A 22727-nucleotide genomic window follows, 5' to 3' on the forward strand; every position below is an offset into this window, starting at 1 on the left:
AGAGTTTCTCTCGGGGCTTGTGTTGCTGAAGCTTATTTGGTCTTGCCCGCCGGTGTCAAATCCGCCTCTCAGAGGCCCTTCTTATCCGGCTTTTGACAGGCCCGTTCCGGTTTTGATTTCCGGCCCGCTTCGCTCTGACATGGAGAACATTACACGGGGGTGTTTCGATCTCCAAATCGGGGGGTCACCCGCCATCGGCAGCGCCCTGACCTGCGGGTTCTCCGGCGACGACCCGGGACGGAGCGCGCAGCGGCGCGAAACGACTTGAAGTGACCTGCGTCGCCGTCAGGTACTCCGGGCCCACAACGTCAATCATGGACGCATGTACGACGTGCTCGTGATCGGTGGCGGACCGGCCGGACGTGCCCTTGCGCGCGCGTGTGCACGGGAGGGCCTGCACACGGCCATCGTCGACAGGCACCCGCATCGCGTGTGGACGGCGACTTATGGCGCGTGGGCGGATGAGCTCCCACCACACACACCGGTTGCGGCGACGAGTACGACGGTGCGTGCCTTCGCGCGTGAGGAGCACAAAATCGACCGCACCTACGTGGTGCTCGACAACTCGCGTCTGCACGAGCTGCCTGGCGACGTCACGGTGCTCGATCGGCCGGCACCGGCCAGGCACACGTTCAACGCCACGGGTGCGCGCAAGGGCCGTGCGGAGCAGACAGCAGTCGGTGTGGTCATCGAGTCGGACGACACCGACACGACGTTGATGGACTGGCGGGGCGGCGACACGTTCCTCTACACGGTGCCGCTCGGCGACAACCAGGTGCTCGTGGAGGAGACCTGCCTCGCGCGCCGGCCGGGCATGCCGTTGAACGAGTTGCGCCGACGGCTTGATGCTCGCCAGTTGCCGGGCGTGAGAGAGGAGCGCGTCCGTTTCCCGTTGGACGCTCCACGGCACAGGCGCGCGTTCGGTGCGGCGGCGGGGTTCATCCATCCTGCGACGGGCTACAGCGTGGCCACCTCTCTCGCGCTCGCTCCAAGGGTGGCGGCGGCCGTCAAGGCCGGTGAAGACCCGCATCAGGTGATCTGGTCGAAGAAGGCCCGTGCGGTTCACGCCCTGCGGCGGTTCGGGCTGGAGACCCTGCTGCGCATGGACGCCGACGAGACGCGGGACTTCTTCGAGCTGTTCTTCCGGCTCCCGGCCGAGTCGCAGCGGGCGTACCTGTCCGGTCGCGAGGACCTGGCGGGGGTCTCGGCCGCGATGGTGCGGCTGTTCGGCACGGCTCCGGCGCGGTTCAAGCTCAAGCTGGTGCTCCCCGTGTGAGGGGTGGGTCACGGTGCGCAGCGGTGCCGTGGCGAGTCGCCGCCAACTCCGTGAACTCCTGGTGAACCCCCTTGGTGCGGGTCGTTCGCACCGGCACGATCGGGTGCGTGCCCGCATTGCTGGATGACGTCAGGTTCGCCTTCCAGCCGCTGTTCAACCTCAACACCGGCGGCGTCGTCGCGGTGGAGGCGCTCGCGCGGCCCCACGACGGCACCGTGCAGGACCTGCTGCAGGCGGCTCATCAGGCGCGGCTCCTGACGAACGCCGACGTCGGACTCGCGTGCCGTGCCCTCCGCGCCGCGGCCGACTTCGAGCTGCTGCTCCCGTTGCACGTGAACCTGCTGGCGCTCACGGTGGCGGACCGGCCGGAGACGCTCTCGCCGCTGTACGGCGCGTTGCGGGAGACCGGGCGGAGTCCGGACGGTGTCGTCATCGAGGTGGGCGAGCCGTACTCGCGGGCGAACCGCGTGCGGCTGGCGCGCGGGTTGCAGACGTTGCGGGACCACGGTTTCCGCATCGCGCTGGACTGCGTGGGCGAGGGTGACGTCCCGCTGGGGCTGTTGACGAGCTCGGCGCCGGACTACATCAAGCTCGACCGTGAGATCGTGCGCACCCTTCCGGACGATGCGGCGCGTTGTTCGCTCGTGCGGTCGTTGGTGCACCTCGGTGAGTACACCGGCGGTCAGGTCGTGGCGGAGGGTATCGAGACCGAGGAACAGCTCGCGGTCGTGCGGAAGCTCGGTGTGGCGCACGCACAAGGGCATTTCCTTGCTCCCCCTCAGCGCCGACCGGTGGTCAACGCGCGCATTGCGCCCGAGGCCGTGACGCAGACCGGGGAGATCCGGCGCAGCAGTGGTCCGCGGGTGACCGACTTCCTGCACCCGGCCACGACGTTGCCGGAGAGCGCGACCTCGGAGGAGGTGCGCGAGGTGCTGGCAACGCAGCCGACGGTCACCGGTGTGGTGCTGGTCGACGTCGAGGGCCGGCCGCGGTGGTCGGTGGACCGCAACCGGTTCCTGCTGGCGGTGACCGGTCCGTACGGGCACGCGCTGCACGCGAAGCGGGAGGCGGCTCGGCTGGCGGACAGGCCGCACGTCATCGGTACTGATGCGTCGGCGCTCGACCTGCTGGACGTGGTGGCGCATGCCAACCGTGAGCGCACGAACGACGACCTGATCGTGGTCGACCACAACGAGAGGTGCATGGGCGTGGTGCGGGTCGCGGACGTGGTCCGCGGTGTCGCCGAGCTCAAGGTGGAGCAGGCGGCCGCGTTGAGCCCGCTGACCCGGCTGCCGGGCAGCGACGCGATCGCGCGGGAGGTCGACCGGCGGATCGGGGGCGGGGAGATCTTCGCGGTGTCGTGGCTGGACGTCGACGGTTTCAAGCTGGTCAACGACACGGTCGGGTTCGCGGCGGGGGACGACCTGATCCGCGAGATCGGGCACGACCTGGCGGACCTCGCGACGACGTTCCCCGGTGTGCAGGTGGGGCACGTGGGCGGCGACGACTTCCTCATCATGGCCGGTCTCGACGAAACGGTGCCGTTGTCCGCCCGTTTGCTGGACAAGGCGTACACGGCAGAAGGACGACACGTCACCGTCTCTCTTGCGACCCTTATCTGTGCCGCGGGGTCAGTGGGGTCGTATCGCGAGGTGTCGCGGTTGCTGGCACCGGTCAAGGAGCACGCGAAGTCGCTCGCCGGGTCGAGCTGGGTCATGGGCCGGCCGGGTACCGAACGGCGCGATGTGCTGCGTGGTGTCGGGCAACGCGCGGTGAGTTGACAAGTACAACCGAACGCCTCCTGTGCGACGACCTGATCACTCATAGCATCGAGGTCGCTACTCAGCGCATCGGAGGTTCGTCGTGCAGGTCGGCAGCGGAACGCAATCTGTACCAGCGCAGCGCACGGCCGTGGACGGTCTCCTCACTGTTGGGGTGGAAGAGGAGTTCGTGCTCGTCGAGGCGTCGACGGGGCATCTGGCCAACCGCGCCGCCGAGGTGCTGGCCGGTGCCGACCGCTACGAGGTGGACCTCCAGCCGGAGATCGCGCAGTACCAGGTCGAGTCGGCCACGGGCATCTGCACGGACATGGCCGTGCTGCGCGAGGAGCTGGCCGTGGCGCGCCGTGCGTTGATGGAGCGGGCCGCGCGCCACGACGCCCGGCTGGCCGCGACCGGGACGCCGGTGCTGGGGCTGACGATGCCGACGCCGTTGACGAACGCCCCGCGCTACCACCGGATGGCGCAGGAGATGGGCGCGCTGACCAACGACCTCGCGATCTGCGGTCTGCACGTGCACGTCGGGCTGCCCGACGACGAGTCGAAGGTGTTCGTGAGCAACCACCTGCGGCCGTGGCTGCCGACGTTGCTGGCGCTGGGCGCGAACTCGCCGTACTGGCTGGACGACGACACCGGCTATGCGAGCTGGCGGTACGTGGTGTGGAACCGGTGGCCCACCTCGGGTGCGCCGCCGCACTTCGAGTCGGCGGCGCAGTACTTCGCGGCACGGGAGGAGATCGTCGCGAGCGGGGCGGCGCTGGACGCGGGGATGCTCTACTGGGACGTGCGGCTGTCGGCCCGGCACCCGACGCTGGAGCTGCGGGTGAGCGACGTGGCGCCGACGGTCGAGGAGGCCGTGCTGATGGCGGCCCTGGTGCGCGGGATCGCCGCGACCGCGCTGACGTCGGGTGCGGCGCCGGCGCCGGTTCCGCCGCACCTGTTGAGGGTGGCGTTGTGGCGTGCGGCCAGGGACGGGCTGGAGGGGTTCGGGATCGACCCCGTGACGGGGGCGCTGACGCCGGCGGCCACGCTCGTGGCGTCGCTGGTGCGCTGGGTGCGCCCGGCGCTGGAGCTCACGGGCGACTACGAGCTGGTGAGCGACGGCATCGACCGGGTGCTGCTCGACGGGACGGGTGCGGTGCGGCAGCGGCGGGCGTTCGCGCGGAGGGGGCGGCTCGACGACGTGGTGGGGTTCCTCGTGGACCAGACCGCGCCGGCCTGACCCTCAGACCGATGGCGGGATCTTGGCCAGCAACGGGATCACGGCCAGCACGACGGTCGACGCGGCTGCCGCGGACTCGCCGTGGTCCGGCCTGTCGCGGGCCGCGAGCAGGAACGCCGAGCACGCGACGACCCCGGCGACCGCCCAGGACCAGCCGAAGCGGAACCACAGGCCGGCGCCGGTCATCAGCAGGCCACCCGCGGTCAGCTGGAGGGCGGCGCCGACCGCGGACCGGGTGCGCACGGTCGTGTCACGCGGCTGGTCGTCGGCCGGCCACCGCAGCGCACGGCCGGTCGCGAGCGCGGTGGCGCCGGAGAACACGAGCCACACGGCGGGGTCGGCCTGTCCCCCGGCGGCGGAGTAGGCGGTGACGGCGGGCAGCAGGACCGTGGCCGTCGCCAGCGCCACCGGACCGGCGTACCCGTGGCGTGGCAACCGGGTCCGGGCCAGGTGGAGCAGCAGGGCCAGTGCGACGCCGGCGGCGACCCGCCACGACACGGCGGTCGCCAGTGCCAGTGCGACGACCATCTCGGCGACCACCAGGGCACGGACCTGACCGGTCCCCACCTCGCGCACCGCGACCGGTTGCGTGCGGGAGGAGTCGAGCAGGGTGCCGGAGAGGGTCGCCGTGAAGTTCGCGAGGACCGCGACCACGACACCGAGGTCCGGCCCGGTCGCGTAGCAGGCACCCCAGGCGGCGCAGCACGCGGCGAGGACCCCGGACGGGGTGTCGAGGCGGTGCAGGTGCGTCAACGCCGTCACGTGGCCACCATCGGGTCAGCGGCGCCGTCGCGGCACCCCGGGAGCGCAACACTAGGCCGTTCGGAGCACGGGCGCCGGGTGCGGGTGAGCGGCCCGCCGAAGATCCGGCGGGCCGCTCGGGGTGGGTTGGTCGTCCCGCCAGGACTTGAACCTGGGACCTACCGCGTATCAGACGGACGCTCTCACCGGACTGAGCTACGGGACGGGTGGAAGACGTGGGTGTCGAACCCACCGGGGCGATCGTGCAAGGATCACCTGCGCGCCGGCGCGTCCCCCGTTGTTCGGTTGTCGTGCGGTTGTTCTTCCGGGCAGCACCGGCGGAAGGAGTCGAACCCCCGGGAAACGGGTTTGGAATCCGTTCCGCTTCCGAAGCTCGCCGGCGGGAATTAGCGAAAAGAAAACCGCCCATGGTTTCCCGTGGGCGGCTCCGAGGTCATGACCTGGTGTGTCAGGTCATGGCGTGGAGCCCCACGCCAGCGCCAGGAGACCCCCGGCGATCGCAGCGAGAATCCGCCACCCCGCGAGCTCGAAGCTGGCAATCATGTCTTCCTCCGGTTGATCTCTTGTTCGTTGTCGGGACCAAGTTAAGCGACGGTGGTGAAGCCGTGCAACGCATTTGTTGAACCAACGGAAAACGGCGCGCACCGGGTGGGTGCGCGCCGTTCCACTGCTGGTGAGGTCAGACGGTGAAGCCCAGCGCGCGCAGCTGTTCGCGGCCGTCGTCGGTGATCTTCTCCGGGCCCCACGGCGGCATCCACACCCAGTTGATGCGGAAGTCCGACACGAGGCCGCCGCCGGTGAGGGCGGCGCGGGTCTGGTCCTCGATGACGTCGGTCAGCGGGCAGGCCGCGGACGTGAGCGTCATGTCGATGGTGGCCACGTTCTTGTCGTCGACGTGGATGTCGTAGACGAGACCGAGGTCGACGACGTTGATGCCGAGCTCCGGGTCGACGACGTCGCGCATGGCCTCTTCCACGTCGTCGAGGGCGGCGACGTCAGCCTTGGGCTCGAAGACCGGCATGCCTTCGGCTCCCCGGACCACTTCTTCGGTGCTCATGCTGCTCCCTGGCTTCGTGCGACTGCGTCCTTGAACGCCATCCAGCCCAGCAGCGCGCACTTCACGCGCGCCGGGTACTTCGCGACGCCGGCGAAGGCGATGCCGTCCTCCAGGACGTCCTCGTCGGGCTCGACCTGGCCGCGGCCCTGCATGAGCTCGACGAACGCGTCCATCTTCCCGAACGCCTCGCTCACCGGCTTGCCCACGACGAGGTCGGTCAGCACCGACGTCGAGGCCTGGCTGATCGAGCAGCCCTGGCCGTCGTAGGACACGTCCTTCACCACGTCGTCCACGACGTGCACGCGCAACGTCACCTCGTCGCCGCAGGTCGGGTTGACCTGGAACGACTCGGCGTCGTAGGGGTCGCGCAGGCCGCGGCCGTGCGGGTTCTTGTAGTGGTCCAGGATGATCTCCTGGTACATCTGCTGGAGCTGCATCTCAGGCCACCCCGAAGAACTTCTGCGCCTCGCGGACGCCGTCGACGAGCGCGTCGACCTCGTCCAGCGTGTTGTACAGGTAGAACGTCGCCCGCACCGAGGACTGCGCGTTCAGGCAGCGGTGCAGCGGCCACGCGCAGTGGTGCCCGACGCGCACGGCGATGCCCAGGCTGTCGAGCACCTGGCCGGCGTCGTGCGGGTGGACGCCCTCGATCTCGAACGGCACGGCGCCGCCGCGGTTGACCGCGTCGCGCGGGCCGATCAGGCGGACGCCCTTGACGGCCGACAGGCCTTCCAGCGCCGCCACGGTCAGCAGGTGCTCGTGCGCGTGGACGCGTTCCACGCCCACGACGCTCAGGTAGTCGACGGCGGCACCCAGACCGACGGCCTGGGACGTCATCGGTGAGCCCGCCTCGAAGCGCTGCGGCGGCGGGGCGAACGTCGAGCCCTCCATCTTCACCAGCTCGATCATCGAGCCGCCGGTGATGAAGGGGGGCAGTGTCTCCAGCAGCTCACGGCGTCCGTAGAGGACACCGATGCCGGACGGGCCGAGCATCTTGTGGCCGGAGAACGACGCGAAGTCGACGCCGAGTTCGTGGAAGTTCACCGGTCCGTGCGGCACGGACTGGCACGCGTCCAGCACGGTCAGCGCGCCGGCCTTCCGCGCGGCCGCGACGAGCACGTCGACCGGGTTGATCACGCCGGTGACGTTGGACTGGTGCGTGAACGCCACGACCTTCGCCCTGGGCGTGATCACGCTGTCCACGTCGGACAGGTCGAGCCTGCCGTCCGCGTCGAGTCCGAACCACTTGAGCGTGGCGCCGGTCCGGGCAGCGAGCTGCTGCCACGGGACGAGGTTCGCGTGGTGCTCCATCTCGGTCACGACGATCTCGTCGCCGGGGCCGATGCGGAACCGCGCGGCCTCGGGACCCGAGGTCACGGCGTTGCCCATCGCGTACGCCACGAGGTTGAAGCCCTCGGTGGCGTTCTTGGTGAACACCAGCTCGCCGAAGTCGGCGCCGACGAAGTCCGCGATGCGCTGACGCGCACCCTCGTACTCATCGGTCGCTTCCTCGGCCAGCTGGTGCGCGCCCCTGTGCACGGCGGCGTTGTGCCGCTCCAGGAACGCGCGTTCCGCGTCCAGAACCTGCGTCGGGCGTTGCGAGGTGGCGCCGGAGTCCAGGTAGACCAGGCGCTTCCCGTCACGAACGGTGCGAGACAGGATCGGGAAGTCCGCCCTGAGGGCGGTGACGTCCAGTGGTGCTGCGGTGGTGGTCACAGCGCCTCCTCTCAACCGCTACAACGTCAGGAAAGGGCTGCTGCTTCCGTCTTCCCGGTGTACTTCACGTAACCCTCGGACTCGAGGACGTCGGCCAGCTCGCGGCCACCGGACTCGACGATGCGGCCGTTCGCGAAGACGTGCACGAAGTCGGGCTGGATGTACTTGAGGATCCGGGTGTAGTGCGTGATCAGCATGACGCCGACCTCACCGGAGGCCTTGTACCGGTTGACGCCCTCGGACACGACGCGCAGCGCGTCGACGTCGAGGCCGGAGTCGGTCTCGTCGAGGATCGCGACCTTCGGCTGGAGCAGGCCCAGCTGCAGGATCTCGTGGCGCTTCTTCTCACCGCCGGAGAAGCCCTCGTTCACCGAGCGCTCGGCGAACGCCGGGTCGATGTCGAGGTCGGCCATCGCGCCCTTGACCTCCTTGACCCAGTGGCGGAGGTTCGGGGCCTCGCCGCGGACGGCGGTGGCGGCGGTGCGCAGGAAGTTCGACATCGAGACGCCGGGGACCTCGACCGGGTACTGCATGGCGAGGAAGAGGCCCGCGCGGGCGCGCTCGTCGACGGACATCTCCAGGACGTCCTCACCGTCGAGCGTGACGGTGCCCGAGGTGATCGTGTACTTCGGGTGCCCGGCGATCGCGTAGGACAGCGTGGACTTGCCGGAGCCGTTGGGGCCCATGATGGCGTGCGTCTCGCCGGCCTTGATCGTCAGGTCGACGCCCTTGAGGATCTCCTTGGGAGCGTCCTCGCTGACGACCGAGACGTGCAGGTCCTTGATCTCAAGGGTGGCCATGACTTGCCGTTCTCCTGGTGGTGTAGCTAGAAGTCAGTTCGTGGTGGCGGTGACGTCGACGAAGACGTCGCCGTCACGGATGTCGACGGCGTAGACGTCGACCGGTTCGCTGGCGGGCGGTGACGAGGGCTTGCCGGTCTGCAGGTCGAAGCACGACCCGTGCAGCCAGCACTCGATCCCCTTGCGGGAGACCTCGCCCTCGCTCAGCGACACCGCGGCGTGCGAGCACAGGTCCGCGAGGGCGTGCACCCGCTCGCCCTCGCGCACCAGGACGACGTCGACGTCGTCCACGGTGGCGGCGAAGGGCTTGCGGTCGTCCAGGTCGGACAGTGCACACACCTTGATCACGCCCCGACCGCCTCGAGCTCTGCCTCGATGGCGGCCTCGAGGCGCTCGCGCACCTCGGGGACCGAGATCTTCGCGATCAGCTCCTGGAAGAAGCCGCGCACGACGAGCCGCCGCGCCTGGTGCTCCGGGATGCCGCGCGCCTGCAGGTAGAACAGCTGCTCGTCGTCGAACCGGCCGGTGGCGCTGGCGTGGCCCGCACCCTCGATCTCACCGGTCTCGATCTCCAGGTTCGGCACCGAGTCGGCGCGTGCGCCGTCGGTGAGCACCAGGTTGCGGTTGAGCTCGTAGGTCTCGGTGCCCTCGGCCGCCGCGCGGATCAGCACGTCGCCGATCCACACGGTGTGCGCGCCCTCGCCCTGCAGCGCGCCCTTGTAGACGACGTTGCTGCGGCAGTTGGGCTGCGAGTGGTCGATGAACGGGCGGTGCTCCTGGTGCTGGCCCGCGTCGGCGAAGTACAGACCGGCCAGGTCCGCGTCGCCGCCCTTGCCCGCGTACTGCACGACCGGCGTGATGCGGACGGCGTCGCCGCCCAGCGTCACCACGGTGTGCTTGATCGACGCGTCGCGGCCGAGCTTCACGTGGTGCTGCGAGACGTGCACCGCGTCGTCGGCCCAGTCGTGGATCGCGATCACCTGGAGGTGCGCGCCGTCCGCGACGAGGAACTCGACGTTCTCGGCGTACGCGCCGGAGCCCCGGTAGTCGAGGACGACGGTGCCCTCGGCGAACTGCGACGCCTTGACCAGCAGGTGGCCGTAGGCGACCTGGCCTTCGCCGGCACCGGTGACGGTGACGGTCGTGGGCTCGGACTTCGCGTCGCCGGGCAGCGTCACGACGGTGGCGTTCTCGAAGGACGTGTACGCCTGGGCCGCGATGCGGTCACCGGGGACACCGGCCCCGCCGAGGCGGTCGTCGTCACGACCGACCGTCTCGACGGTGACACCGGCGGCGGCGTTCACCTCGACGGCAGCGGAACCCGTTGCCGCAGCGCCGGAGTGCAGACCGGCAAGACGCTTGAGAGGCGTGAAGCGCCAGATCTCCTCACGGCCGCCCGGGACCTCGAACGCGTCCACGTCGTAGGACGTGAAGTGCTCCGCGCGCGAGGCGACCGGGACGACAGCGCCGTGGGAGTGAGGTTGAGTCGACAGGGCGGCCATGTCAGCCGACGGCCCCTTCCATCTGCAGTTCGATCAGGCGGTTCAGTTCGAGGGCGTACTCCATGGGCAGCTCGCGCGCGATGGGCTCGACGAACCCGCGCACGATCATGGCCATGGCCTCGTCCTCGTTGAGGCCGCGCGACATCAGGTAGAACAGCTGGTCCTCGGAGACCTTCGAGACCGTGGCCTCGTGGCCCATCGCGACGTCGTCCTCGCGGACGTCGACGTACGGGTAGGTGTCCGAGCGGCTGATGGTGTCGACCAGCAGCGCGTCGCACTTCACCGTGGACTTCGAGTGGTGCGCCCGCTTGTTGACCTGGACCAGGCCGCGGTAGGACGTGCGGCCACCGCCGCGCGCCACCGACTTCGACACGATGGTCGAGGAGGTGTGCGGGGCCATGTGGACCATCTTGGCGCCGGCGTCCTGGTGCTGGCCCTCGCCCGCGAACGCGATCGAGAGGACCTCGCCCTTGGCGTGCTCGCCCATCAGGAAGACGGCCGGGTACTTCATGGTCACCTTGGAGCCGATGTTGCCGTCGACCCACTCCATGGTCGCGCCCTCTTCGGCCTTGGCGCGCTTGGTGACCAGGTTGTAGACGTTGTTCGACCAGTTCTGGATCGTCGTGTAGCGGCAGCGGCCGCCCTTCTTCACGATGATCTCGACGACGGCCGAGTGCAGCGAGTCCGAGGAGTAGATCGGCGCCGTGCAGCCCTCGACGTAGTGCACGTACGCACCCTCGTCGACGATGATCAGCGTGCGCTCGAACTGGCCCATGTTCTCGGTGTTGATCCGGAAGTAGGCCTGCAGCGGGATGTCCACGTGGACACCCTTCGGCACGTAGATGAACGAGCCGCCGGACCACGTCGCGGCGTTGAGCGCCGAGAACTTGTTGTCACCCGCGGGGATGACGGAGCCGAAGTACTCCTTGAAGAGCTCCGGCTGCTCCTTGAGGGCGGTGTCGGTGTCGAGGAAGAGGACACCCTGCTGCTCCAGGTCCTCGCGGATCTGGTGGTACACGACCTCGGACTCGTACTGGGCCGCGACGCCGGCGACGAGGCGCTGCTTCTCGGCCTCGGGGATGCCCAGGCGGTCGTAGGTGTTCTTGATGTCCTCGGGCAGGTCCTCCCAGGAGGTGGCCTGCTTCTCCGTGGACCGCACGAAGTACTTGATCGAGTCGAAGTCGATCCCAGAGAGGTCAGCGCCCCAGTTCGGCATCGGCTTGAGGTCGAAGAGCTTGAGCGCCTTCAACCGGTACTCGAGCATCCACTCGGGCTCGTCCTTCTTGGCCGAGATGTCGCGGACGACGTCCTCGCTGAGGCCTCGGCGGGCGCTCGCGCCGGCAACGTCCGAGTCGGCCCAGCCGAACTCGTAGTTGCCGAGAGACGCGATGGTCTCTTCCTGCGTGAGCGGAGACTGCACCGTGGTGGGCGTGCGCTGCTCGGCAGCGGCAGTCATGCGGGCTCCCCTCCATCATCTGGGATCCGTGAAATGTTCGGGATGTGCGTCGTGCACACGGCGTGGCCGCGGGCGATCGTCGCGAGGCGCTGCACGTGGGTTCCGAGGAGGTTCGCGAACGTCTCCGTCTCGGTCTCGCACAGCTGGGGGAACTCGGCAGCCACGTGGGCGACCGGGCAGTGGTGCTGGCACAACTGCTCACCCGCCCCCGCGGTGCGGGTCGCCGCAGCGTAACCCTCCCTGGTCAACGCGGCAGCGAGGGCCTTCGCCCGTTCGGCGGGTGTGGCCTGCGCCACGATCGCCGTCCGGTGCCGGTCCACGAGCGCGTCGACCCGACTTTGCGCGAACGCCCTGACCGCCTCTTCGCCACCCGTTTGGGCGAGGAACCGGATCGCGGCGACCGCGAGGTCGTCGTAGGCGTGGCCGAACCGGGCGCGCCCGGTGTCGGTCAGCAGGAAGAGCTTCGCCGGACGGCCCCGGCCCCGCTGGGTCTGGCGGGGTGCGTCCCTCGTCGTCGCCTCGCCGTCCGCGAGCAGTGCGTCGATGTGACGGCGCACGGCCGTGGGGCTGATGCCCAGTTCCTCGGCAACAGCGGCCGCGGTGACCGGACCCTGCTCCAGCAGGAGCCTGGCGACAGCGCGCCGAGTCTTGCCGTCGTGCTGCGACACGGCGTCAAGGTGGGTCTCGGCGTTTTTCACAACACCAGTGTTGCGTATTTCGCCGGAGGTCGCAAAGATCGCGGTCACAGGGTGACCTGACTCACGGCTGAGCGGGGCTGGATACGCTGCTGGCATGCCCACTTCCGGCGGAGCCGTGACTCCGGAGAGCGACCTCTTGAACGGTCGAGAGCGTCGTCAGCTGGACATCGTCCGCCGTTGGGGGACCATCGGCGCGCTGCTGCTCACCGTCGGGTCCCTGGGCGGTGGCGCCGCCCCCATCTACTCGCCGCTGTACGGCGTGCCCGTCCTCGGGCTCTTCTCGAGGATGCCCTCAGTCGCGATGGGGGTCGTCTGGACCGGCATCTTCATGATCGTGTCGGCGTGGCTCGCGCTGGGCCGGTTCGTGCGGCCGGGGCGGGTGCGGATCGTGTCGCGCAGCCAGATGGACCGCACGCTGCTGATGTGGACCGTGCCGCTGGTGTTCTGCGTGCCGATGTTCTCCCGCGACGTGTACTCCTACCTGGCGCAGAGCGAGATCGCGGCCCGCGGCCTGGACCCGTACGAGCTCGGCCCGGCCTCGGCGCTGGGCGTGGACCACGTGCTGACCCGCGGTGTGCCGAACATCTGGCGGGAGACCCCGGCGCCGTACGGGCCGCTGTTCCTCGCGGTCGGCCGGCTGCTGGCGATGGTCACCGGCGACCACGTCGTGTCGGGCGTGTTCGTGCACCGGCTGCTCGTGCTGTGCGGTCTGGTGATGATCGTGTGGGCGCTGCCGCGGCTGGCCGCCCGCTTCGGCGTGTCGCCGGTCGGGGCGCTGTGGCTGGGCGCGCTGAACCCGCTGGTGCTGTTCCACATCGTCATCGGCGTGCACAACGACGGCCTGGCACTGGGCATGATGCTGGTCGGCATCGAGTTCGCGCTGCGCGGCCTGGAACCGCTGCGGTGGTGGTGGATCACGTTCGGCGCGGCCACGATCGTGTGCGCGGCCATGGTGAAGATCCCCGCGATGGCCGCCCTCGGTTTCGTGGGCGTGCTGGTGGCGCGCAAGCTCGGCGGCAGCTTCAAACACCTGCTGGTGGTGGCCGCGGTCATGGCCGCGATAGCCGGCGTGGGGGTGGTCGCGATCTGCCTCGGCACCGGCTTCGGGTTCGGGTGGATCGAGACGCTGAACGTCGCCTCGGTCGTGAAGTCGTGGATGTCACCGCCGACCGCGCTCGGCTTCATGGGCGGCGGCCTGGGCATCCTGCTGAGCCTCGGCAACCACACCGACTCGATGATCGCGCTCGCCCGCCTGCTCAGCCAGGGCATCTCGATCGTGATCACCGTGGTGCTGCTGTGGCGGACGTTCAAGGGCCGGCTGAAGGCGATGAACGCCCTGGGAGCGGCCCTGGGAGCGATCCTGGTGCTCGGGCCGGTGCTGCAACCCTGGTACGTGCTGTGGGCGGTGCTGCCGATGGCGACGGCCGTGATCGGGCCGCGGTTCCGCGGGTTCGCGATGGTGACGAGCGCGGTGATCGCGGTGATCCTGCCGCCGACCGGGTCGGCGTTCGACGGGCGGGCGTACACGGTGCCGCAGGCGGTGGCGGGGGCCGTGATCACGTTCGCGGTTTGTGTGTTGATCGCGCGGAAGCGGGTTGGGCCGTTTTTGAAGTCTGATGCGGTGTGAGGTGGGGGTGCGGCTAGCTCGGGGGTGAGGGCGGCGCGGGCGGGCGTGGGGCCGAAGCGGCCTGTTCGATGCCGCCTTGGCGGGGCTGCCGCTCGCATCCGGGGCTCACACCCGGCGCGCGTGCTCGCGCAGGGCGGGCGGCGGGCCGGTGCGTTCGACCGCGGACCTGACCGATCTGGCGGGCCTGACCGGGTGTGCCGGGGTCTGGTCAGGGTGTGCTGGGACGGTGTCGACTCGGCGGGCTGACGGCGGGGTCAGGCCGGGCCGGGCCCGCGTTCCTCCTTTCCTCCGGGGCGCGGCAAGGGGGTGGTTCCGGACATCCACAAGACGCAGCCGGGCGTGGATCCGGACACGATTCACCCGTCCGGGTGGCGCCGTGGACTGTCGGCTGCGGCGAAAGCAGCAGTAACCACACAACTCCAGCGGACGACTACCCGGCAGAGGGGAAGATCGAAGCTGGAGGGGGTGGTGCGGCATGTCCGAGGAGACCGCACGAGCCGAACAGACCGAGCAAGCCGCGCAGCCAACGCAGGCCGCGCCGGCCGAAAAGCCGGAACAGCCCGAACAACCGGAAAAGCCCGAACAGCCGGAGCAGCCCGCCCACGCCGGACAGCCCATGTCCCGCGAGGAGGTCCGCTTCGCCGTCGTCCTCAACGGCGGCGTCAGTCTCGCCGTCTGGATGGGCGGCACGGTGCTCGAACTGGACCGGCTGACCAGGCCGGGGTCGGTCTACCAGCCGCTGCTCGACCTGGTGGGGTGCACGGCCAGGGCCGATGTCATCGCCGGCACGTCCGCCGGGGGGATCAACGGGGCCGCGCTCGCGTTGTCGCAGGTCAACAAGAACGCGGACCTGAGCAGGCTGCGGGACCTGTGGGCGGAGCAGGGGCGGATGGAGCAGCTGCTCAGGACGCCGTTCAAGGGGGCGCCGGCGTCGCTGTTGCAGGGGGACGAGTTCTTCCTGCCGAGGTTGCAGGAGGCGTTGGCGCGGCTCACCAGCGACTTCGAGCCCACCGCGCCGGACGAGCGGCCGATCGACCTGCGGATCACGACCACCCTGCTCGGGGGTGTGCCGACCACGAGCTACGACGACCTCGGGCAGCCGTTGACGCAGTCGGTGCACCAGGGCAGCTTCTCGTTCCGGCGTGATCCCTACTCGTGGGTCAGCGAGGTCACCAGGGACGACTTCGCGGCCGGGGGGATCGACGAGCGGGTGCTGCAGTTGGCGTTGGCCGCGCGCAGCAGTGCGAGTTTCCCGTTCGCGTTCGAGCCGAGCTTCATCCCCGTCGGCGGGCAGCCCTCGCCGGGCCGGCCGGACATGGCGGACGTGGCGAGCTGGGCGAACGGCGGGGACCGGAGCCGGTTCGCCGTGGACGGCGGGGTGCTGGTCAACACGCCGACCAGGGAGGCGCTGGAGGCGATCGACCGGATGCCGGCGGACGGGCCGGTGCGGCGGGTGATGTTGCTGGTGTTCCCGCACGCCGAGCCGCTCGGGTCGGAGCCGCGGGCGGACGTGGCAGGGGCGGGGCCGACGACGGTGGCGGCCGGGGCGCGGTTGCTGAGCGCCATGTCGAGCCAGGCGAACCGGACCTACGTCGAGAAGATCGAGGAGCACAACCGGCGCGCGGCGGGCAGCAGGGGCGGGCGGATGGCGTTGCTCGAACGGTTGCACGCCGGGGGGCAGGACGTGGTCGGCGAGGTGTACTCGCTGGCGGACAAGCTGTTCGGGCACTACGAGGACGTGGAGATCCGGCTCGCGGCGCGGCAGGTGGCCGCGCAGCAGTTCGCGTTGCCCAAGGGGAACCCGGCGAACTGGTCGTTCGAACGGGCGCGGCGGGCCGCGGAGAACGCGCAGCGGGCGTGGAAGAGGAAGCACGGTGTGCTGCCGTACGTGCCGGGGGTGCGGTTGCCGAGCACGGTGTGCCGCGCGGACCTGGGCTGGGAATGGGGCATCACGATGGCCGAGCGGCTCGGGGCCTCGGCGCTCGACCTGCTCAAGCGGCTCGTGTGGGTGGCGCCGGACGGGCAGGCGGAGCGGATCGCGCGGGCCCGCGGGGAGCTGCACCAGGTGAGGGCGGAGCTGCGGCGGCTGCGCGAGGAGCTGTTCGCCTGGCAGCCGTCGGACTCGCTCGGCGAGGAGTACTGGACCGGGCGGCTGGCGAGCTACCACGAGCTCATGGTCGACGGGCACCTCGGGCTGGAGGTCAAGGCGCAGGTCGCCGAGATCGGGCGGGTCGTCGGGGCGGCGCAGGAGGTCGTGCGCGACCTCGACGAGCACCGGCTCAAGCTGGGTGGGCTGAGCGCGTGGCACGCGTTGCTCGGCACGGCGGCCACCGCGCAGGAGGCGGGGCTGTCGGAGGCGGAGCGGTGGCTGAGCCGGTTGCTGGCGCTGGAGGTCGCGGGCACCTGCCTGTCCGACGACGCGTCGACGGGGCTGGACACGCCGGTCGAGCTGGTGCAGGTGTCGCTGCAGACGCGCAACGCGTTCGCGCAGCAGTCGCTCACCGCCGACGACAAGGCGGGCGGGGCGTCGCTGTCGCGGTTCTCCGGGTTCCTCAAGAGGTCCTGGCGGGTCAACGACTGGATCTGGGGCCGGCTCGACGGCGCCACGATGCTGTGCCGGGTGCTGTTCGACCCGCGCCGGCTGCGGCGGATGGACCTCCTCGGCCGTCCCGAGGGTGACACCCGCACCGCCGCGCAACGCGCGGAAGCGGTGGTGCAGAACGTGATCGGGCACATGTTCGGTCCCGAGCTGCCGGTGCGGGTCGCGGCGTGCGCGAACGAGGCCGCGAAGGAGCTGCAGGGCATCTACGAGGCCGAGGGTGAGCTGTCGCCGTCGTCGCTGAAGCTCGCCGAGCTGGCCGCGTGGGGCCTGCACTGGCGGATCATCTGCGAGGAGCTGCCCCGGCTGCGGGCGGCGATCATCGCCGACCGCGGGGACGGGGCGGACGCGCGGTCGCGTGGCGAGCTGTTCCTGGAGGAGCACGCGGACCTGTTGCGGCGCCTGGAGTTCCCGCAGGAGCACACGGTCACCCTGGGCATGGCGGCGCTGACGGCGTTCGACCGCGCGGGCATCGGCCGCGAGCCGCTCACCCAGGAGGCGGCGTCGGACCAGATGATCCGCACGGCGGCGACCGCGGCGGCGGTGGCGGTCACGGTGGCCGACTCGGAACGCGCCGGGCTCAGGGCGGTGCGGCCGGTCACCAGGGTCATGCGCGGCGGCGCGCTGTTGCCGTACTGGACGATCACCGGGCTGACCAGGGGCGGGAACCTCGCGCAGTTCCTCGGTCTGCTCGGGCTCGCGGTCGGCGGGGCGCTGGTCGTGATGGCGTTGTTCGGGTTGCTGCCGTCGTGGGCGGCCGGGCCCGGCGCGGCGGTCGGTGCCGCGTCGCTGCTGGCCGCGTTCGGGTACGCCGCGCTGCGGTCCGGCACGCTGCTGCACGGGCTGGTGCTGCTGTCGCCGGTGATCCCACTGGCGGCGGTCGCGGTCGACCGGGTGCCGGACGACCGCTCGCAGCTCACCACCGGCACGGTCACCGTCGGCGGTGTGGTCGTGGTGGTGGCGGCGCTGCTGTTGCTGGGGTCGCTGCCGGCGCCGATCCGCACCCCGCTGGCGGTGCTCGCCGACTTCCGGCCGCTGGAGGTGCTGCGGCGGCGCTGGAAGCAGGCCGCCGTCGTGGCCGTGGCGGCCGGGCTGGTGTGGTCGGTGTGGCAGTTCGAGCTGCACACCCGGCCGTGGCTGGTGATCCCGACGTCCGTCCTGTGTGGAGCGTTCGGGGTGTGGATGGCGCTGTCGGGCGGCAAGTCGTTGCAGCGGTGGCGCCGGGTGGAGGGCGTGTGGGGCACCGAACGCGCCGAACCGCCCGCCGCGGCGACCGCGGGCTGGGCGGTCGTCTACGGCATCGCCTACCTCGCGGCCGCGGACGTGCTGCTGCTGGTGCGGCCGGGCGGCTGGGGCTGGCGGGCGGTGATCGGCACGGCGCTGGTGTTCGGGCTGACGCTGCTGCTGATCACGTCCTGGTACGTGCCGAGGGCGGAACGGCGGCGCATCCGCGAGCAGCTGGTCACCGAGGCGATCCCGGCGATCTACCCCGGCGGCTGCGACGTCGCGGCGGTGCTGCGGGAGCGGCTGGAGGGCCACGCCTCGCTGTACCGGTTCCTGATCGACGGGGAGGGTGAGCACCCCGCAGGGCTCACCCTCTCCCGCACCGGGCAGGTCGTCGCGCAGCGGATCGAGCGGAAGCTCAGGCCGCCAGCGCGATGACCGGCGCAGGGCGGCCCATCGCCCGTGCGTAGAGACCTTCGAACCGCTCCAGGGTCGCCGCCAGCGCGTGGTGCGAGATGATCTCGCTGCTGGCGGCGCCCATGCGGGCCCGCGTGGGCGCGTCGTGCACGAGCGCGTGCAGGCGCTGGGCCAGTGCGGTCACGTCACCGGGTTCGAACAGCCAGCCGTTGCGGCCGGGGTGCACGAGGTGCGGCAGCGCCATGGCGTTCGCGGCGATCACCGGCTTGCCCGCGGCCATCGCCTCCATGGTGGCGAGGCTCTGCAGCTCGGCGACACCGGGCATCACGAACAGGTCGGCGCGGGCGTAGGCGTCGAGCAGCTCGTCCTCGGACACGAACCCGTGGAACCGCACCCGGTCGGTGATGCCGAGGTCGCGGGCCAGCAGCTCCCACTCCGCGCGGCACGTGCCGTCGCCGACGACCTCACCGAGCGCGCCGGGCACGCGGGCGAGGGCGCGCAGGAACTCGTCGACGCGCTTCTCCTCGTCGAGCCGGCCGACGAACAACGCGGTGGGCCGGTCGTTGCGGGTGACCTCGCGCTGGTAGCGGGCGATGTCGATGCCGCACGACACGGGCATGGCGCGTTCGGGGAACCCGCTGTCGTGCAGCAGCTGCACGGCGCGCGGTGTCGGTGCGGTGACGATGTCGGCACGGCCGAAGACCCGTGCGAGGTCGCGGTAGGCCCATCTGCGGGACAGGCCCTGCAGGAACGCCGGCACGTGCGCGTGGCTGAACAGGTTCTCCGGCATGAAGTGGTTCGTGGCGAGGGTCGGGATGCCCTGCGCGGCGGCGGAGCCGAGGACGTACCGGCCGACCACGAAGTGCGCCTGGACGTGCACGACGTCCGGCTTGAGCGCCTTGACGAGCGCGTCGGCCTCCTCCTTCGCCTGCCACGGCAGGCAGAAGCGGAAGTCCGGGTAGAACGGCAGCCGGTGCGAACGCAGGCGGTGCACGGTCACGCCTTCGATGTCGGTGGCCTTGGGCGAGTCGGGTGCGATGACGTGGACGTCGTGGCCGCGGGAGGCGAGACCGACGGCGAGGCGCTGGGCGAACCGCGCGGCTCCGTTGACGTCCGGCGGGAACGTGTCGGCGGCGATGACGACGCGCAGCGCGCTGGAGGTGTTCACGGGAAGCTCCGTTCGAAGAGGGACACGAGGGTGACGGGCGAGGGCGAAAACACCACTGGCTGCGGCGAGCGCGCAGGCGAGCAGCAGGGCACCGGTCCACGCGGACAGGTGCGCGGCTTCGCCGAGGAGGAAGGCGCCGATGCCCACGGCGACCAGCGGGTCCACCACGGTCAGGCAGGCGACGGCGAGATGAGGGGGTCCTCCCGCGTAGGCGTGCTGGACGAGCCAGCCGCCGACCGCGAGCGAAAGGGCGATGCCGAGCACGGACGCCACGTGCGAAAGGCCGAAACCGCCCTGCTGCACCGACTGGGAGACGGCGCGCATGAGCACTGACACGTAGCCGTAGGCGACACCACCGGCTGATGCGAACGCCACGGCGCGAACGCGCGCGTTCGTCGTGAGCGCGGCTGTCACACCGGGGATGGCGATCAGGCCGAGGCACACCAGTCCGGCCGTGAGCTCGGCGTCGGGCACGACCTCGGTGGCGGTCGCGCTGCCGGACGCGAGGAACACGAACGCGCCCACGCCCACCGTGGTGAGCAGGATCGCGGGCAGCTCGCTCAGCCGCCGGTCCAGCAGCGCGGTCAGGCCGATCGCGACCACGCCGATCGGCTGCACGACCGTGAGCGGCGCCATGCCGAGCGCCGCCGCGTGCACCCCGGCACCGGCGACGAGCAGGGCGAGCCCGCCCAGCCAGCGGGGTTGCCGCAGCACGCTCGCGCGGGCACCGGTCTCGGCGACCGCGTCGTGCTGCAGGCGTGCCGCGAGGGCGAAGCACACGGCGCCGAGCACGGCGAGGGTGATGGCGAGCAGGGTCATGTCGTCCGCCTGAGCTGGGTGGCCGCGATTGCGAAGAGAAGTCCGTAAAGGGCGGCGAACAAAACGCGTTCGGTGAGCCCGCGCGCCTCGAAACCGGCGAAGGAAACGTGGCTGACCATGAATGCCGCACTCGACACCGTGGCCGTTATTGCGATACCGAGCAGAGCCGGAAATTTGCGCGCGATGAGCAGTCCGGCGACCGGCAACGCGGCGAACATGACGGCGCCGGCGTAGCGGTGGACGTAGCCCGACAGGGACGTCGGTGCCCCCGTCGGATCGGTCGGGAAGATCGTCGAGACGGTCAGACCGGCCGACCAGACACCGATCAGCCACTGCGCTGACCTGCCCGCACCCCGCAGGCTGACGGCCAGCAACGCCGACACGGCCGCGAGGCTGAGGGACGTCGCCGCCAGCCATTCGGTGCCGTTGCGGACGAACACGTAGTCGCTCACGACGTCGCTGACCGGGTCGAGCTGCCCCGCCGACACCACGTGCAGGTAAAAAATCGGAACCAGTGAGAACACCAGTCCCCCGAGCACCAGTCCCCGTCTTCTGTCCCCCACCTCGATCACGTGAAAAGTCTCTTGTGACGGCGGTGATCAACCAATGGGGAACTCCCCCGAGCGGACCCTGAGGTGTCCCTGACTTCCCGGGGTAGGGCCAGCCCCACCCTTTCCCGTCCGCCTTCGTCAAGGGCGCCCCGCGAACGTTTGCGCCACCCCTGCGGAGGTCACGCGGGGGCCCCGCGTTCCCCTCAGCGGCACGCGGGGCCCCCGCGTTCCCCTCAGCGGCACGCGGGGCCCCCGCGTGCACGTGTGCGGAGTGCACGCGGGGAGCTTTCGTGCGCTCCTGGTGCACGCGGGCGCCCCGCGTGCACCAGGAGCGGGGGCGACCGAATAGGGTGGGCGCTCGTGAGCCCGAATCCCCAGCCTGCGGTGGAAGTGTCGGGGCTGGTCAAGAGGTACGGCTCGAAGACCGCCGTCGACGGCCTGGACCTCGTGCAGCCGACCGGCACCGTTCTCGCCCTGCTCGGGCCCAACGGCGCCGGCAAGACGACGACCGTCGAGGTCTGCGAGGGCTTCCGTTCCGCGGACGGCGGGTCCGTGCGCGTTCTCGGGCTGGAGCCCGGCAGCGAGGCGCTGCGCCCGCGCATCGGCGTGATGCCGCAGGGCGGCGGCGGTTACCCCGGCATCCGCGCCGAGGAGATGCTGAACCTCGTGGCGGCCTGCGCAGCGCACCCGCTCGACCCCCGGTGGCTGATCGAGGTGCTCGGGCTGTCCGGCGCGGTGAAGACGCCCTACAAGAGGCTGTCGGGCGGCCAGCAGCAACGGCTGTCGCTCGCGTGCGCGTTGATCGGGCGCCCCGAGCTGGTGTTCCTCGACGAACCGACCGCGGGCATGGACCCGCAGGCCCGCCGTCTGGTGTGGGACCTCGTGGGCGCCCTCCGCGACGACGGCGTGTCCGTGCTGCTGACGACGCACCTCATGGACGAGGCCGAGGCGTTGGCCGACCAGGTCGTCATCATCGACCAGGGCCGTGTCGTCGCGCAGGGCACGCCCGCCGAGCTGACCGCGAACCGGGCCGACGACCAGCGGCTGCGGTTCCGCGCACGGCCCGGCCTCGACACGTCGCTGCTGTCGGCCGCGCTGCCCGAGGGCCTGAAGGTGCGCGAGGCCACCCGCGGCGGCTACGTCGTCGAAGGCCTGATCGACCCGCAGGTCGTGTCCACGGTCACGTCGTGGTGCGCCCAACAGGGCGTGCTGGCCGAGGAGCTGACCGTGGCCAGGCGCAGCCTCGAAGACGTGTTCCTGGAGCTGACCGGCAGGGAGCTGCGCTCATGACCACCTTCGCTCCCGGCACCTTCACGCCCAAGCCCGGCCGCGGCTCGCTCGGCCGCATGCTGTTCACGCACGCCCGCACCGAGGCGATGCTGACGTTGCGCAACGGCGAGCAGATCCTGCTCACGGTGCTCATCCCGCTGGCGCTGCTCGTCGCCCTCAGCCTCATGTCGGTCATCCCGATGCCCGAGCCGCGCGTCGGGTCGGCCACCGCCCGGATCTTCGCGCTGGCGATCATCTCGTCGGCGTTCACCGGCCAGGCCATCGCACTCGGGTTCGACCGCCGCTACGGCGTGCTGAAGCGGCTGTCGGCCTCCGCACTGCCCCGCTGGCTGCTCGTCGCCGGACGGGTCTGCGGCGCGCTCGTCGTGGTGGCGCTGCAGATCGCGCTGCTCGCCGTGACGGCGCTGTTCCTCGGCTGGGACGTGCAGCCCGCCGGGCTGCCGTGGCTGGTGCTGATGGTCGTCCTGGGCACGCTGACGTTCGGCGCGCTGGGCGTCCTGCTCGGCGGGTCGCTGCGCGCGGAGGTCGTGCTGGCGCTCGCGAACATCATCTGGTTCGTGCTGCTGATGGCCGGCGGCGTCGCGCTGTCGGTGCCGGTCGGGTTCGTGCACCTGCTGCCGTCCGCCGCGCTCGCCGAGGCGCTCGAAGCCGCTGTGGTGCACGGCACGGCACCGGGTGCGGGCCCCGTCGCGGTGCTCGTGGCCTGGGGCGTTGCCGCCGGGGCACTGGCGACCCGGACGACGCGGCTCACCTGACCCGGCATAC

General features: G+C 70.9%; 18 protein-coding genes and 1 tRNA gene. 7 read left to right on the plus strand and 12 right to left on the minus strand.

Translation table 11 applies throughout. The features are described 5' to 3' along the window. The first annotated feature begins 322 nt into the window (after window positions 1-322). From ACZ7CD_RS35050 to ACZ7CD_RS35060, 3 genes are all read left to right on the plus strand, one after another. Window positions 323-1276, plus strand: a complete 954-nt coding sequence (locus ACZ7CD_RS35050; protein WP_470380583.1) for a lycopene cyclase family protein — start codon at window positions 323-325, stop codon at window positions 1274-1276. Between the two features lie 107 nt (window positions 1277-1383). Next, window positions 1384-3057, plus strand: a complete 1674-nt coding sequence (locus ACZ7CD_RS35055; protein ID WP_360400323.1) for a GGDEF domain-containing protein — start codon at window positions 1384-1386, stop codon at window positions 3055-3057. A gap of 154 nt (window positions 3058-3211) precedes the next feature. Beyond that, complete coding sequence (locus tag ACZ7CD_RS35060) at window positions 3212-4276, plus strand: carboxylate-amine ligase (protein WP_470371058.1); 1065 nt, start codon at window positions 3212-3214, stop codon at window positions 4274-4276. Between the two features lie 3 nt (window positions 4277-4279). Here ACZ7CD_RS35060 and ACZ7CD_RS35065 read toward each other — a convergent pair whose 3' ends face one another. The 10 genes from ACZ7CD_RS35065 to ACZ7CD_RS35110 all read right to left on the minus strand — a co-directional run bounded on the left by ACZ7CD_RS35065 (window position 4280) and on the right by ACZ7CD_RS35110 (window position 12237). Next, window positions 4280-5038 (minus strand): hypothetical protein, encoded by a 759-nt coding sequence (locus tag ACZ7CD_RS35065; RefSeq protein ID WP_470380584.1) that lies wholly within the window; start codon window positions 5036-5038, stop codon window positions 4280-4282. Between the two features lie 127 nt (window positions 5039-5165). After that, window positions 5166-5243 (minus strand) — tRNA-Ile (locus ACZ7CD_RS35070). 474 nt (window positions 5244-5717) lie between these two features. Further along, window positions 5718-6095 (minus strand): metal-sulfur cluster assembly factor, encoded by a 378-nt coding sequence (locus ACZ7CD_RS35075; RefSeq protein ID WP_360400314.1) that lies wholly within the window; start codon window positions 6093-6095, stop codon window positions 5718-5720. Further along, entirely contained in the window at window positions 6092-6532 is a 441-nt protein-coding gene (gene sufU, locus ACZ7CD_RS35080; RefSeq protein WP_360400311.1) for a Fe-S cluster assembly sulfur transfer protein SufU, read from the minus strand. Before sufU ends, ACZ7CD_RS35075 begins: the two co-directional genes overlap by 4 nt. A gap of 1 nt (window position 6533) precedes the next feature. Further along, complete coding sequence (locus tag ACZ7CD_RS35085) at window positions 6534-7811, minus strand: cysteine desulfurase (RefSeq protein WP_470380585.1); 1278 nt, start codon at window positions 7809-7811, stop codon at window positions 6534-6536. 26 nt (window positions 7812-7837) lie between these two features. Then, window positions 7838-8611: a Fe-S cluster assembly ATPase SufC gene (sufC, locus tag ACZ7CD_RS35090; protein ID WP_266041288.1), complete on the minus strand. Its 774-nt coding sequence runs from the start codon at window positions 8609-8611 to the stop codon at window positions 7838-7840. A 33-nt stretch (window positions 8612-8644) separates the two neighbouring features. After that, the gene (locus ACZ7CD_RS35095; protein ID WP_360400305.1) at window positions 8645-8959 is read right to left on the minus strand and encodes a non-heme iron oxygenase ferredoxin subunit; all 315 of its coding nucleotides are present in this window, start codon (window positions 8957-8959) and stop codon (window positions 8645-8647) included. Next, the gene (sufD, locus tag ACZ7CD_RS35100) at window positions 8956-10113 is read right to left on the minus strand and encodes a Fe-S cluster assembly protein SufD (RefSeq protein WP_470374459.1); all 1158 of its coding nucleotides are present in this window, start codon (window positions 10111-10113) and stop codon (window positions 8956-8958) included. The genes ACZ7CD_RS35095 and sufD overlap by 4 nt, the downstream gene beginning before the upstream one ends. 1 nt (window position 10114) lies before the next feature. After that, on the minus strand, window positions 10115-11569 hold the full coding sequence (gene sufB / locus ACZ7CD_RS35105) for a Fe-S cluster assembly protein SufB (RefSeq protein ID WP_470380586.1): 1455 nt from the start codon (window positions 11567-11569) through the stop codon (window positions 10115-10117). Beyond that, entirely contained in the window at window positions 11566-12237 is a 672-nt protein-coding gene (locus tag ACZ7CD_RS35110; RefSeq protein WP_458431226.1) for a helix-turn-helix transcriptional regulator, read from the minus strand. The genes sufB and ACZ7CD_RS35110 overlap by 4 nt, the downstream gene beginning before the upstream one ends. 124 nt (window positions 12238-12361) lie before the next feature. Between ACZ7CD_RS35110 and mptB the strand changes: the two genes are divergently transcribed. Further along, on the plus strand, window positions 12362-13894 hold the full coding sequence (gene mptB / locus ACZ7CD_RS35115; protein ID WP_360400294.1) for a polyprenol phosphomannose-dependent alpha 1,6 mannosyltransferase MptB: 1533 nt from the start codon (window positions 12362-12364) through the stop codon (window positions 13892-13894). Between the two features lie 475 nt (window positions 13895-14369). Then, window positions 14370-18155, plus strand: coding sequence for a patatin-like protein (locus tag ACZ7CD_RS35120; RefSeq protein WP_470380587.1), 3786 nt, complete (start codon window positions 14370-14372; stop codon window positions 18153-18155). Here ACZ7CD_RS35120 and ACZ7CD_RS35125 read toward each other — a convergent pair. Next, a complete protein-coding gene (locus tag ACZ7CD_RS35125) occupies window positions 18136-20121 on the minus strand; it encodes a glycosyltransferase (RefSeq protein ID WP_470380588.1) in 1986 nt (661 codons plus the stop codon). The genes ACZ7CD_RS35120 and ACZ7CD_RS35125 overlap by 20 nt on opposite strands. Further along, complete coding sequence (locus ACZ7CD_RS35130) at window positions 20118-20693, minus strand: DUF998 domain-containing protein (protein ID WP_360400285.1); 576 nt, start codon at window positions 20691-20693, stop codon at window positions 20118-20120. Before ACZ7CD_RS35130 ends, ACZ7CD_RS35125 begins: the two co-directional genes overlap by 4 nt. 339 nt (window positions 20694-21032) lie before the next feature. On the opposite strand from ACZ7CD_RS35130, the gene ACZ7CD_RS35135 reads away from it, so the two are divergent. Next, window positions 21033-21962, plus strand: a complete 930-nt coding sequence (locus ACZ7CD_RS35135; protein ID WP_360400282.1) for an ABC transporter ATP-binding protein — start codon at window positions 21033-21035, stop codon at window positions 21960-21962. Continuing rightward, window positions 21959-22717, plus strand: coding sequence for an ABC transporter permease (locus tag ACZ7CD_RS35140; RefSeq protein ID WP_470371051.1), 759 nt, complete (start codon window positions 21959-21961; stop codon window positions 22715-22717). The genes ACZ7CD_RS35135 and ACZ7CD_RS35140 overlap by 4 nt, the downstream gene beginning before the upstream one ends. Window positions 22718-22727: the final 10 nt, after the last annotated feature.

The sequence above is a fragment of the Lentzea sp. NPDC036949 genome (assembly GCF_055608075.1).